The following is a 12297-nucleotide window of genomic DNA, read 5'->3' as shown; positions in this document are numbered from 1 at the left end:
AACAGTGCTCGGTACGGGGTTACAGCCGCTGTCGCATGGTGACATCCGGAACACGCCCTGTGCACTGCCGGTCCACCCGATCGGAGCCCTGGCGAATACCCCTGGCTAATACGACCAACCCACTGCCCTGCGCCGATGGCTGCCCCCAGGGCGCGTCCGATCACGGCAGGGGCGCGGATATCAGGCGAGCGCCCTCATCTACGCCCTTCCGCGCCGATGCGACGGCCCCATGGACGCCCCGAGCCGCCCCGAGCCCGTGACACGGCGTCGCCCCGGCCGGTGCCGGCCCCGCACGCCGGTCCGCCGTCCAACGGTCGCCGGTCGCCGGTCGCCGGTCGCCGCCCACGGAGCCACCCGTGACCCCGCTGCCGCCACAATGGAGCCATGCGAGCAGTGGTGCAGCGGGTGACCGAGGCGAGTGTGACCGTGGCCGGCGAGACAGTGGGCTCCATCCTGGGGCCGGGCCTGTGCGTCCTGGTGGGGGTGACCCATGAGGACACCCCCCAGCAGGCCGCCCAACTGGCCCGCAAACTCTGGTCGCTGCGCATCCTCGAGGGCGAGAAGTCCTGCTCCGACCTCTCCGCACCGCTGCTGGTGATCAGCCAGTTCACGCTCTACGGGGACGCCCGCAAGGGCCGCCGCCCGACCTGGAACGGCGCCGCCCCGGGGCCCGTCGCCGAGCCGCTGGTCGACGAGGTGGTGGCGCAGCTGCGCGGACTGGGTGCCACCGTGGCCACCGGCAGGTTCGGCGCCGAAATGAAGGTGTCCCTTGTCAACGACGGACCCTTCACGGTGCTGCTGGAGATGTGAGACTGACCGCGAGCACCCGACCCGCTGTCCTGGGAGGCCGTCCATGACATCCCCGTCGCCGACCGTCGCCGTGCGCGGCGAGGCCGAGTTGGAGGTCGACCCGGAGCTGGCCCGGCTGCTGGTCACCGTCTCCGCCCGTGACCGCGACCGCGGCCGCACCCTGGCCCGCCTCACCGAGCGGCTGGACGCGGTACGGCACCGGGTCGCCTCCTTCGGGGCGGCGGTCGAACGGGCGGACACGGGCTCGCTCTGGGTGCAGCCCGAGTACCAGGACTCCAGGCGGGCCGGGGAGCGCATCGCCGGCTACCGCGGCAGCGCCGAACTCCGTGTCACCGTGGTCGAGTTCAGCGTGCTGGGGGAGCTGTTGCTGGGGGTCGCCGACCAGGACATGACGGTGGTGGCCGGCCCCTGGTGGGGACTGCGCAGCGACAGCCCCGTCCACCGGGAGGCCCGCGAGCAGGCGGTCCGCGCCTCCCTGGAGCGGGCCCGGCAGTATGCGGCCGCCCTGGGTGCCACCCTGACCGGGCTGGTGGAGCTGGCCGACCAGGGTCTCGGCTCGGGCGGTCACGAGGGCTTCGGCTACGGCGCCCCGGCGCCCGGTGCCGTACGTTCCGCCGCGGCGCCAGGGGGCAGCCGTCCACTGCCCCAGCTGGAGCTGGAGCCGGTGAAGCAGCAGGTGAGGGCCACCGTGGAGGCCCGCTGGACGATGAGCCCGCCCACCGGCCTCTGAGCCCCGCCCTGCTGCGGGGACCCCGGCCGCTACTGCGGGACGACGACCTCCTGGCCGGCCGGCACCCGGCCGGCCAGCAGCACGGCGTCCACCGGGACATTGCGCTTCACCAGGGCGAGCGCCACCGGGCCCAGCTCGAAGTGGCGGGCCGAGGAGGTGACGAAACCGACCGGGCGGCCCTCCTGCCCCTCCGCGGCAAGCCGCACCTCGGTGCCGTGCGGAGGCAGCACCTCCTCGGTCCCGTCCAGGTGGAGCAGGACGAGACGGCGCGGCGGGCGGCCCAGATTGTGCACCCGGGCGACCGTCTCCTGACCGCGGTAGCAGCCCTTCTGCAGGTGCACGGCGGTGCTCAGCCAGTCCACCTCGTGCGGGATGGTGCGGTGGTCGGTCTCAAAGCCCAGCCGGGGCCGGTGCCCCTCGATACGCAGCGCCTCGTACGCCCAGCTGCCCGCCGGTTCGCCCCAGCCCGCCGCCAGCTTCTCCAACTCGGCGCGGGGCACGAACAGATCCCTGCCGTAAGGGGTCTCGCGGACCGCGGCGGCACCGGAGGCGTCGGCGATGGAGCCCGCCGGGAGGTGGACCACCGCATAGTCGGCGGTGGCGTCGGTGATCTCCACCCGGTAGAAGAACTTCATGGACTCCAGATAGGCGATCAGCGCCTGCTGGGTGCCCGGCTCCACATGGGCCCAGGTGGTGACACCGTCGTCGACCAGGTAGAGGGCGTGCTCCACATGCCCGTGCGGGGAGAGGATCAGCGCCTCGGTGGCCTGCTGCGGGGGCAGTTCGCTGACGTGCTGGGTGAGCAGCAGATGCAGCCAGCTCAGCCGGTCGTCACCGGTGACGGTGACCACGCCGCGGTGGGAGAGGTCGACAAAGCCCTGGCCTGCGGCGAGTCTGCGCTGCTCGCGGAAGATGTCGCCGTAGTGGGCGGCGACGCCCTCGTCGGCTCCCTCGGCGGGGACGGCACCGGGCAGGGACAGCAGCGGGCTCCTCATGTCCTCAAGACTAGGGCTTGCCCGGCCGCTGCGGTCTGCCGCCCCGGAGCCGGGGATCAGCCGTGCTCGGGCGAGGCCGCGGGTGGCGAGGCCGCGGGCGAGGTGGCGGGCGTCGAGGCGGCGCAGTCGGCGCAGCGGCCGAAGATGGCGAAGTGCTTCATGTCCGTGTCGAAGCCGTACTCCGTGCGCAGCCGGTCCACCAGCGGCGCGGCGACGGAGGTGTCGGTCTCGGCGATCTTGCCGCAGTCGCGGCAGACCAGGTGCATATGGTGGTGCCGGTCGGCCAGGTGGTACGTGGGTGCGCCGTGGCCGAGGTGGGTGTGGGAGACCAGGCCCAGCTCCTCCAGCAGCTCCAGGGTGCGGTAGACGGTGGAGATGTTGACGCCGCTGGCGGTGTGCCGCACCTTGGTGAGGATGTCGTCGGGGGTGGCGTGGTCCAGGGCGTCCACGGCCTCCAGGACGAGCTGGCGCTGCGGGGTGAGCCGGTAGCCGCGGGTACGCAGCTCGGTCTTCCAGTCGGTGGAGCTGGTCTCGGTGCTGGTCCTTGCCACGGCTCTCAATCCCTCGCGCTCGGGCGTCCCGCCGGTCCCCAGTCTAGGTGCGGCCAGTCTAGGGACCGGAGGCTCGAACGCGTCAGCGGAAGAAGGCGATGCCGTCGTCGGGGAGGTCCGCGATGTCCTCGATCAGCTTGGCCGGATTGAGGACCTTCTTCAGCTGGGCCGACATGTAGGGGCGCAGCGGCACCTCGGGGGCGGCCTTCTCGCCGACCCACATCAGTTCGCCGTTGACCAGCCCGTAGAGCCGCTTGCCACCGCTGTAGGGGGCTGCGGAGGCGGTACGGGCGACGGCGTCGGTGGCGATGTCGATCTGCGGCCGGCCGTCGGCCATCTCGCCGTACCAGATCTCGATGACGCCCTCGTCGCGGACCATGGAGGCCTCGATGCCACGGGCGCCGCCGGCACCGCCGGCGTTGCTGGTGATGCGCCAGAAGCCGAATTCGTTCTCCAGCGGGTGCACCTTGTTGCCCTCGTTGTCCAGGACCCAGGTGCGGGAGCGGTACTCGAGGAAGGCTCGGCCGTCGTGGCGGAAGATCACTTCCTGGCCGAAATTGCACTTCTCGTGGCCGGGGAAGTCGAAGACCCCGGCGCCCTCCCAGGTACCGAGCAGGAAGGCCAGCGGGACGACGTCCTTGTGGAGGTCGGAGGGAATCTCGATCATGGTCTGGGTGACGCCTCGGTGATCGCGGGTACGGGGGTCTGAGGGGGCCCTGCGGGCCACCCTCCACCGTACCCCGATGTTCAGCGCTGGCCCTGGTACAGCTTCAGGACAGCGAAGACCGCGAACCAGACGATGGCCACGGCCACCACTGCAAGCAGGACTGTGTAGGCGGTCTCAAGCACCTCTGTGCTCCTCATTGCTCGGACGGGTGAGCGTATGGCTGCAGGACGCAGTCTAGTGGCCGGTCGTCCCCGGTCACCGTGAGGCCCACCACGTAGGCTGGCGCCGGTCGCCGTACGACGCGAGGAGCAGGCAGTGGCGAAGAGGCTGGTCATCAAGGTCACCGCGGGCGCGGACGCGCCGGAGCGCTGTTCGCAGGCGTTCACAGTGGCGGCGCTGGCCGTCGCCAGCGGGGTCGGGGTGTCGCTCTGGCTGACCGGGGAGTCCGCGTGGTTCGCGCTGCCCGGACGGGCCGCGGAGTTCGAGCTGCCGCATGCCGCGCCGCTGCCGGATCTGCTGGAGTCGGTGCTGGCCGCCGGTACGGTCACGCTGTGCAGCCAGTGTGCGGCCCGGCGGGAGATCACCCAGGCGGATGTGATCGACGGGGTGCGGATCGCCGGTGCACAGATCTTCGTCAGCGAGGCGTTGGCCGACGACGTGCAGGCGCTGGTGTACTGACCGGCGCGGCCGCCCCCGCGGCGGCCGTCATCGCTTCTCGTCCCACCAGCGGTCGTCGGGCCCGCGCCGGTTGGCGACGATCGCCGCGCACGGCGGTATGACCATCGCCACCGCGCACATGGCTATCGCGGCCGGGACCGACCAGAGCCGCACCACGCTCCAGGCCAGGACGAAGAGCCCCACACAGATGCCCATCAGGGCGAAGTACGCGTGCCGCCGGCGTGACTGCATGGCTCCACGGTACGTCCGCCGGGAACGCCGGAGCCCGGCCGCGGAAGGGTCTCCGCGGCCGGGCTCCGTGTCATGCCGTCCGGACGGTCAGACGGCGATGGCGACCTCGGTGAAGGCGCCCTGCTGGGCGACGACCTTGCGGTCCACGGTCGCGCCGGGGACAAGGGCGCGCAGGGTCCAGGTGCCGGGCGCCGCGAAGAAGCGGAACTGCCCGGTCGCCGAGGTGGGCACCTCGGCGGTGAACTCGCCGCCCTCGTCGAGCAGGCGCACATAGCCGTTGACCGGCTCGCCGTCGCGGGTCACCGAACCCTGGATGATGGTCTCGCTCGCCACGTCAACTCCTGCCAGATCGGGGCCGCCGGCCTTCGCACCGCACATAGCGCTGGTTCTCCTTGTGGTGGAACGGTCGGTTGGGGGGTTACTTGCCGGCGCCGAGCTCGATCGGCACACCGACCAGGCTGCCGTACTCGGTCCAGGAGCCGTCGTAGTTCTTGACGTTGGACTGGCCGAGCAGCTCGTGCAGCACGAACCAGGTGAGCGCGGAGCGCTCGCCGATCCGGCAGTAGGCGATGGTGTCCTTGGCCAGGTCCACGTTCTCGTCGGTGTAGAGCTGGGTGAGCTCCTCGTCCGACTTGAAGGTGCCGTCGTCGTTGGCGTTCTTGGACCAGGGGATGTTGCGCGCGCTCGGGACGTGGCCCGGACGCTGCGACTGCTCCTGCGGCAGGTGGGCCGGGGCCAGCAGCTTGCCGGAGAACTCGTCGGGCGAGCGGACGTCGACCAGGTTGAGGCTGCCGATGGCGGCGACCACGTCGTCGCGGAAGGCGCGGATGGAGGTGTCCTGGGCCTTGGCCTTGTACTCGGTGGCGGCGCGCTCGGGCACCTCGGCCACCAGGTCGCGGGAGTCCAGCTCCCACTTCTTGCGGCCGCCGTCGAGGAGCTTCACCGACTCGTGGCCGTAGAGCTTGAAGTACCAGTAGGCGTAGGACGCGAACCAGTTGTTGTTGCCGCCGTAGAGGACGACGGTGTCGTCGTTGCCGATGCCCTTGGCGGACAGCAGCTTCTCGAAGCCCTCCTGGTCCACGAAGTCGCGGCGGACCGGGTCCTGGAGGTCCTTCTTCCAGTCGATCCGGACGGCGTTGCGGATGTGGTTCTTGTCGTACGCAGAGGTGTCCTCGTCGACCTCCACGATGACGACCTTGGGGTCGTCCAGGTGGGCCTGGACCCAGTCGGCGTCGACCAGGACGTCGCTGCGGCTCATGGTGTTTTCTCCTCCGGGGCAGTTGCGGAAGGTGGGCGCGCGGGCCGCTCCCGTCGCTGCGGTGTCCGGCAGAGTGTCCGGATCCCGGGACGGGGGCGATCTGAGCAGAGTTCGCGTTCGATGCTGCGGCATGCCTGATGAGTTCGGGGCTCGGCGCACCGGGTCAGGCCCGGCCGCCGGCTCGGACGGCATGTCGGAGAGTCCGGGAAGTGCCGTCCAATCAGGACATTCGACACAGGCAGGCGGACACGCGGCACAGGTCGACCGCCCGCCGCTTGGTGAGATCCGCCTGTCGCTTCATGCGGACGATGCTAGGGACTGGCACCGCCGCATGTCATCGGCGGATCAAATGGCGAGACGTTCTCATCCGAATAGTGAGATAACCGACCTCTCACACCACTTCGCATGCCCGCTCGATCCCGACGAGGCACCCCGCAATGCACACGGCCCCCGCACAGCACCGCTCCGCGCGCCGTGCTGGACACGGCGTCTCGCGGAGCGGAACGGTGCGGGGGCCCGGGACGGGTCCTGGATCAGCCCGCCAGATTCACATCGTGGCCGGTGAAGCTGATGGCCACACCGCCCGGCTGCGGGTCGACCGACTGCACACTGAGTCCGACCGGCAGCCCGCTGAGCTTCTGCGAGGTGGCGAAGAGCGAGCTGAACGCGGTGTCCAGCCCGGGGATGGACCCCAGGTCGATGCCGCTGCCCAGCGCGTTCACCGAGACATCGCCCACCGTGACGGTGTCGCCGCCCCGCACCGCCAGCCGAGCGGTGGCACTGCCGTCCACCTGGCCCAGCGGGGTGTCCACCTTCCCGGAGATCTTGATCTTGCCGTTGCCGCCGTAGGAGATGGCCGCGTCCTTGTTGCCGATCAGCGAGGTGATGTCGGCGTAGGAGATCAGCGCCGTGCCGGCCGCGCTGTCCGCGGTCGCGGAGGAGAAGCTGCTGTTCACCCGGACCCCGGTGATCTGCGCGGAGAAGGTCTGCAGGGTCGCCGTCTTGCCGCCGCCGCTGATCTGCAGGCCGTCGGCCGAGAGCTTGACCTTGTCCAGCTTCTTGGCCGCCACCTGGGTGAGGAACGGGAAGCCCTCGATGCTGACCTTGGGCTTGACGTTCAGCCCCTGCTGGGACTGGATCTTCTCCGCCACCTTGTCGTCCGCCACCCCCACGGCGATCCGGTCGGCCGCGACGAACAGGCCGACCAGGATCACGAGCGCGATCGTCAGTTTGTGCCAGGCGCGCATGGGGCTCCCTCGAAGGATGGGTTGCGTCGTCGGCATCAGACGCCCCCGGCGCGGGGAGCGGTTCCGCCGAGCGGACCATCATGCCGTACCGTCCCCGACCCGCCCGCCGCCTCTCAGCTGCCCCTCAGCTGCCCCTCAGCCGCCTCTCAGCCGCCTCTCAGCCGCCTCTCAGCCGCCTCTCAGCCGCCCGCGAACGGCGGCAGCACCTCCACCGTGCCGCCCTCGGCCAGCTGCACCGACGCATGGTCTCGCCCGCCCACCGGGTCCCCGTCCACCAGGAACGAGCAGTGCCCCAGCACCCGGGAGAACCGCGGCCGGTCGGCATGCCGGGCCCGGGCCTGCTCCAGCGCCTCGGCCAGGGTCGCCGCCCGATAGGGCTCCTCGGCCACACCGGCCTCGGCCTTGGCCGCCGCCCAGTAGCGGATCGTGCCGCTGCGGATGGTCCCGCCGGCCCTGCTGGACACCACCATGGCCGCCCCTCCTCCTCGTCGCACCGTCGCCGTCCATCATCACCCGGCCCGCCCGCACCACGGCCCGCCCCGAGACCGGGAGTCACCCTGCGGCGGCGCCGCCGTCCCTCGTCATCCAGCCGGCCAGCCGCCCGCCGATCCGGTCCAGCAGCTCCTCCCCGGCGGCGTTCTCCGCATGGCCGAAACCGGGCTCTATCCACAGCTCGCACTCGGTGCCCGCCTCCCGGGCCGACCGGTGCAGCGACCGCGGGTGGTCCAGCGGGAAGTACGGATCCTGGTCACCGTGGACCACCAGCAGCGGAGTGGCCCCCAGCCGTCCCGCGGCCGCCACCGGGGGCAGCGGCACGTCCAGCCAGTCCTGCGGGTCGATCCGGGTCCGCAGACCGTGCCGGGCGACCGCCCTCCCCAGCGGGTGCATCACCAGCCGGTGCACCCGCCGCATCGGCACCGTGCCCCGGTAGTACCAGCGCGCCGGGGCGCTCACCGCCGCCACGGCCGACACCCCGCCGTGCAGCGCCGCATGCCGTACGACGACCGCCCCGCCCATGGAGAAGCCCACCGTGGCGATCCTCCGGTGCCCCAGCGAACGGGCCCAGGACACAGCCGCCTCCAGATCCAGCACCTCGCGGTCGCCGACCGTGGAGCGGCCACCCGAACGGCCGTGCCCGCGGAAGGAGAGCGCGACCACCGCGCCGTAGCGCGCGAGCACGCGCGCGGCGCGCTGCACGGCCGGGCGCTCCACCGCTCCGGTGAATCCGTGGGCGATCACCACCGCGGTGCCGGAGGCCGTCCTGCCGGGCTCGTAGACGGCGTGCACACGGGTGCCGTCGGCGGCGGTCAGCAGCGCCTCAGCAGGCGCATTCCAGGCCTTCGCGCTTCCGGTCCTCGTGTTCCGGACCTTAACGGTGGATGTCATGTGGGCTATTCTCCTGACGTGAGGGATCCGGGCAGAGTCGCCCCCGGGTCCCTTTGTGCTTGGAGCACGGCGTGCCGCGAGCACGGCGTGCTGAAGCGCAGTGTGCTGAAGCGCAATGTGCTTCGGGGACACCAGCACGGACGTCCGGCCACCAGGCACCCACTCGTGCCGGGCCGACCGGGCGCAACCGGCCGCCACCGCACGACGGAGTGCACCCGGCGGACGGGAACCGAGTCGATCCCGCGACGGGCCGCCGCCCGACGCGGGGCGCCCTGCCGGCCCGCAAGGGCAGACAGGGGCGCGGCAACGGAGAGGGCTTGACGGTGGGCAGAGCGGGTACGGAAAGCCGAGGGTCGCGGGACCCCCGACGCCTCCGCGTCGGCGCCGCCACCGTCCACCGGGCCGTACCGTCCGCCGCCGCCTTCAGCGCCCTCACCTCTGAGTCCACCGTCTGCGGCGGCAGCGGACCGGAAGCCACCGCGACGACCCGGAAAGGGGACTACCGGGTATGAGTTCACTGCTGCTGCTGACCAACGCCCTCCAGCCGTCCGCCGAGGTACTGCCCGCACTCGGGCTGCTGCTGCACAGCGTGCGGGTGGCGCCCGCCGAGGGTTCGGCGCTGGTCGACACCCCCGGCGCCGATGTCATCCTGATCGACGGGCGGCGCGACCTCCCGCAGATCCGCAGCCTGTGCCAGCTGCTCCGCTCCACCGGCCCCGGCTGCCCGCTGATCCTGGTGGTCACCGAGGGCGGTCTGGCCGCGGTCACCGCCGAGTGGGGCATCGACGACGTCCTGCTGGACACCGCTGGGCCCGCCGAGGTGGAGGCCCGCCTGCGGCTGGCCATGGGGCGTATGCAGGTCGTCTCCGACGACAGCCCGATGGAGATCCGCAACGGCGATCTCTCGGTGGACGAGGCCACCTACTCGGCCAAGCTCAAGGGCCGGGTGCTGGACCTCACCTTCAAGGAGTTCGAGCTGCTGAAGTATCTCGCCCAGCATCCCGGCCGGGTCTTCACCCGCGCCCAGCTGCTGCAGGAGGTCTGGGGCTACGACTACTTCGGCGGCACCCGCACCGTGGATGTGCACGTCCGGCGGCTGCGGGCCAAGCTCGGCCCGGAGCACGAGCAGCTGATCGGCACGGTGCGCAACGTCGGCTACCGCTTTGTGATCCCGGAGAAGGGCGACAAGAGCGGCGCCGGAGCCGACCGTTCCGCCGCCGCCCAGGCGGCCCTGGGGGACGACGCCGGAGCGGTGAGCAGGCCCTGACGCCCTCCCGCACCGACCGGGCTCCCGAGCAGCGGGCGGCCCGGTCGGTGCGGCCTCAGGACCGGTCGATACGGCCGAGAAGGGGACACCCCGGCACCTGCTCCGCCACCCGCGTAGAATCCCCCCGTGCCCAAGGTGACGCGTGACGATGTGGCCAGGCTGGCAGGAACCTCGACCGCGGTCGTCAGCTACGTCATCAACAACGGTCCGCGGCCGGTTGCGCCCGCGACCAAGGAGCGTGTGCTCGCGGCCATCGAGCAGCTCGGCTACCGGCCCAACAGTGTGGCCCAGGCGATGGCCAGCCGCCGTACCAACCTCATCGGCATGGTGGTCCCCGACGCCCGGCAGCCGTTCTTCGCCGAGCTGGCGCACGCCGTCGAGCGAGTCGCCTCCGAGCGCGGCAAGCTGGTGCTGATCGGCAACTCCGACTATGTCGACGACCGCGAGGTCCACTACGTCCGTGCCTTCCTCGGCATGCGGGTCTCCGGGCTGATCCTGGTCAGCCAGGGCCCGTCCGAGCGGGCCGCGGAGGAGTTCGCCGCCATAGAGGGCGCCCGGGTGGTGCTGCTGCACCGCCGCCCCGAGGCCATCGACGACGTGGCCGTGGTGACCGACGACGTCGGCGGCGCCGAGACCGCCGTACGCCATCTGCTGGAGGTCCACGGGCACCCGTATGTGGCCTGCTTCGGAGGACCGGTGGCCTCCCCGGCCCCCGGCGACCCGGTGGTCGACCACATCGAGGGCTGGATGCGGGCCATGGACGCCCATGGCGTCCCCACCGGGCAGCACCTGGTGGAGGCTCCCTTCGACCGCTACGGCGCCTACCGGGTCGCGCTGGACCTGCTGCGCTCCCCCGACCGGCCGCCGGCGGTCTTCTGCTCCACCGACGACCAGGCCATCGGTGTGCTGAGGGCCGCCCGGGAGGCCGGGCTGCGGGTTCCGGAGGACCTGGCCGTGGCCGGCTTCGACGACATCCCCGAGGCCGCCTTCTGCGACCCGCCGCTGACCACCGTCGCCTCCGACCGGGACGCCATGGCACGCGCCGCCGTGGACCTGGTCCTCGACGACTCCCTGCTGGTCCCGGGTTCGGACACCGAGCGGGTCCGCCAGTTCCCCAACCGGCTGGTCCTGCGCCGCTCCTGCGGCTGCGGCTGACACGGCCCTTCTGCGCCGCCCCGGGGCCGCGAAGCCGCCCTCACCGGGCCCGCACGCCCCCGACGTGCAGAGTTGTCCATTCGGGGAAACCCGGGGCCGACCAGGCTTTATGAGAAACTGACGGGCTTCTCGGCACCTTCTGAGGCCGCTCTCATCCGTTTCTCATCAAGCGGGCGGACCTTGGGGCCATGAGCGAACAGCACCCCCAGCCGCACAGCGGCGCAGACGCCCCCCAGACCCCGCCGCGGGTGGTGGAGGGCACCGTCGTCGGACACCCCGACTATGTCTACCGCGAGGACTTCGGCGCCGCCACCGCAGGCGCCACCGCCGCCCCCGAGCCGGAGCCGGCGCCCTCGCACGGCCACCGCGCCCGCAGGTCCGGACTGCGCGGCCGGCTGGTGCTGGTCGCCGCCGCCGCGGTGCTGGCCGCGACCGCGGGCGGTGCCGCCGGCGGGCTGATCGCCTCCGGGCACGACGGCGGCTCCACCGTCGCCTCCTCCACCGTGGCCCGCACGGTCGCCGACAAGACCTCCGCCGGGACCTCCACCGTCGCGGCGATCGCCCAGGCCGTCACCCCCAGCACGGTGGAGATCTCGGTGCGGTCGGACAGCGGCTCCGCCACCGGCACCGGGGTGATCCTCAACTCCACCGGCCAGATCCTCACCAACTACCACGTGATCTCCTCCGCGGTGGACAGCGGTGCCGCCATCACCGTCACCTTCTCCAACGGCTCCACCGCCACCGCCTCCCTGGTCGGCACCGACAAGGCGCTGGACGTGGCCGTGGTCAAGGCGTCCGGGGTGAGCGGCCTGACCCCCGCCACGCTGGGCGACTCCGACGCGGTGGCGGTCGGCGACGCCGTGGTGGCCATCGGCTCGCCCGAGGGCCTCACCGGAACCGTCACCTCCGGCATCATCAGCGCCAAGAACCGCGAGGTCACCGTGCAGGTCGACGAGGAGTCGACCCGTGGCAACGGCGGCTTCGGCTACCCCCGGCTGCCCGGCGCCGACGGCTCCTCCCGTTCGTCCGGCTCGTCGTCCGCCACCGCCACCTACAAGGCGCTGCAGACCGACGCCGCGCTCAACCCCGGCAACTCCGGCGGCCCGCTGATCAATGCGTCCGGCCAGGTCGTCGGGCTCAACTCGGCGATGTACTCCTCCTCCGGATCCAGCGCCGACAGCAGCAGCGAGTCCGGCTCCATCGGCCTGGGGTTCGCCATCCCGATCAACGCGGTGCGCCAGGTTCTGCCGCAGCTCCAGGCCGGCCAGACGCTGTCGACCTGACCGGGCACCGCGGTGCCTCCGCCCTTTATCGCGGCCTCA

General features: G+C 71.9%; 16 protein-coding genes. 6 read left to right on the top strand and 10 right to left on the bottom strand.

Annotation, left to right across the window (positions count from 1 at the left end; genetic code table 11):
* The first annotated feature begins 384 nt into the window (after positions 1–384).
* Positions 385–810 (top strand): D-aminoacyl-tRNA deacylase, encoded by a 426-nt coding sequence (gene dtd / locus AB0761_RS20805; protein ID WP_377270593.1) that lies wholly within the window; start codon positions 385–387, stop codon positions 808–810.
* A 43-nt stretch (positions 811–853) separates the two neighbouring features.
* The gene (locus AB0761_RS20800; RefSeq protein WP_377270592.1) at positions 854–1540 is read left to right on the top strand and encodes an SIMPL domain-containing protein; all 687 of its coding nucleotides are present in this window, start codon (positions 854–856) and stop codon (positions 1538–1540) included.
* 29 nt (positions 1541–1569) lie between these two features.
* On the opposite strand, the gene AB0761_RS20795 is transcribed toward AB0761_RS20800, so the two are convergent.
* The 3 genes from AB0761_RS20795 to AB0761_RS20785 all read right to left on the bottom strand — a co-directional run bounded on the left by AB0761_RS20795 (position 1570) and on the right by AB0761_RS20785 (position 3753).
* Positions 1570–2535: a YgfZ/GcvT domain-containing protein gene (locus tag AB0761_RS20795; RefSeq protein ID WP_377270591.1), complete on the bottom strand. Its 966-nt coding sequence runs from the start codon at positions 2533–2535 to the stop codon at positions 1570–1572.
* 56 nt (positions 2536–2591) lie between these two features.
* Positions 2592–3086 carry a Fur family transcriptional regulator gene (locus tag AB0761_RS20790; protein ID WP_377270590.1) on the bottom strand — a complete coding sequence of 165 codons (495 nt, stop codon included), beginning with the start codon at positions 3084–3086 and terminating at the stop codon, positions 2592–2594.
* A gap of 82 nt (positions 3087–3168) precedes the next feature.
* Entirely contained in the window at positions 3169–3753 is a 585-nt protein-coding gene (locus tag AB0761_RS20785) for an FABP family protein (protein ID WP_377270589.1), read from the bottom strand.
* A gap of 315 nt (positions 3754–4068) precedes the next feature.
* Here AB0761_RS20785 and AB0761_RS20780 point away from each other — a divergent pair, with 315 nt between their 5' ends.
* A complete protein-coding gene (locus AB0761_RS20780) occupies positions 4069–4431 on the top strand; it encodes a DsrE family protein (protein ID WP_377270588.1) in 363 nt (120 codons plus the stop codon).
* Between the two features lie 27 nt (positions 4432–4458).
* On the opposite strand, the gene AB0761_RS20775 is transcribed toward AB0761_RS20780, so the two are convergent.
* The 7 genes from AB0761_RS20775 to AB0761_RS20745 form a co-directional block, all read right to left on the bottom strand.
* Positions 4459–4662: a DUF3099 domain-containing protein gene (locus AB0761_RS20775; RefSeq protein ID WP_377270587.1), complete on the bottom strand. Its 204-nt coding sequence runs from the start codon at positions 4660–4662 to the stop codon at positions 4459–4461.
* Positions 4663–4749: 87 nt separating this feature from the next.
* Entirely contained in the window at positions 4750–5040 is a 291-nt protein-coding gene (locus AB0761_RS20770) for a DUF1416 domain-containing protein (RefSeq protein WP_055586173.1), read from the bottom strand.
* Positions 5041–5080: 40 nt separating this feature from the next.
* Positions 5081–5920, bottom strand: coding sequence for a sulfurtransferase (locus AB0761_RS20765; protein ID WP_377270586.1), 840 nt, complete (start codon positions 5918–5920; stop codon positions 5081–5083).
* Positions 5921–6140: 220 nt separating this feature from the next.
* Entirely contained in the window at positions 6141–6221 is an 81-nt protein-coding gene (locus AB0761_RS20760) for an Ms5788A family Cys-rich leader peptide (RefSeq protein WP_377274234.1), read from the bottom strand.
* A 232-nt stretch (positions 6222–6453) separates the two neighbouring features.
* A complete protein-coding gene (locus AB0761_RS20755; protein WP_377270585.1) occupies positions 6454–7167 on the bottom strand; it encodes a DUF2993 domain-containing protein in 714 nt (237 codons plus the stop codon).
* A gap of 179 nt (positions 7168–7346) precedes the next feature.
* The gene (locus AB0761_RS20750; protein ID WP_377270584.1) at positions 7347–7637 is read right to left on the bottom strand and encodes a MoaD/ThiS family protein; all 291 of its coding nucleotides are present in this window, start codon (positions 7635–7637) and stop codon (positions 7347–7349) included.
* Positions 7638–7719: 82 nt separating this feature from the next.
* Positions 7720–8553 carry an alpha/beta hydrolase gene (locus AB0761_RS20745; RefSeq protein ID WP_377270583.1) on the bottom strand — a complete coding sequence of 278 codons (834 nt, stop codon included), beginning with the start codon at positions 8551–8553 and terminating at the stop codon, positions 7720–7722.
* A gap of 508 nt (positions 8554–9061) precedes the next feature.
* On the opposite strand from AB0761_RS20745, the gene AB0761_RS20740 reads away from it, so the two are divergent.
* The 3 genes from AB0761_RS20740 to AB0761_RS20730 all read left to right on the top strand — a co-directional run bounded on the left by AB0761_RS20740 (position 9062) and on the right by AB0761_RS20730 (position 12258).
* On the top strand, positions 9062–9820 hold the full coding sequence (locus AB0761_RS20740) for a response regulator transcription factor (RefSeq protein WP_377270582.1): 759 nt from the start codon (positions 9062–9064) through the stop codon (positions 9818–9820).
* A gap of 126 nt (positions 9821–9946) precedes the next feature.
* Positions 9947–10975 carry a LacI family DNA-binding transcriptional regulator gene (locus tag AB0761_RS20735; protein ID WP_377270581.1) on the top strand — a complete coding sequence of 343 codons (1029 nt, stop codon included), beginning with the start codon at positions 9947–9949 and terminating at the stop codon, positions 10973–10975.
* 188 nt (positions 10976–11163) lie between these two features.
* The gene (locus AB0761_RS20730) at positions 11164–12258 is read left to right on the top strand and encodes a S1C family serine protease (protein ID WP_377270579.1); all 1095 of its coding nucleotides are present in this window, start codon (positions 11164–11166) and stop codon (positions 12256–12258) included.
* The last annotated feature ends 39 nt before the right edge of the window (positions 12259–12297 follow it).

The organism is Peterkaempfera podocarpi (assembly GCF_042466665.1).
Taxonomy (GTDB): Bacteria; Actinomycetota; Actinomycetes; order Streptomycetales; family Streptomycetaceae; genus Peterkaempfera; species Peterkaempfera podocarpi.
The sequence above is the reverse complement of the archived record's forward strand: the minus strand, read 5'-3'. Positions and strand labels throughout refer to the sequence as shown.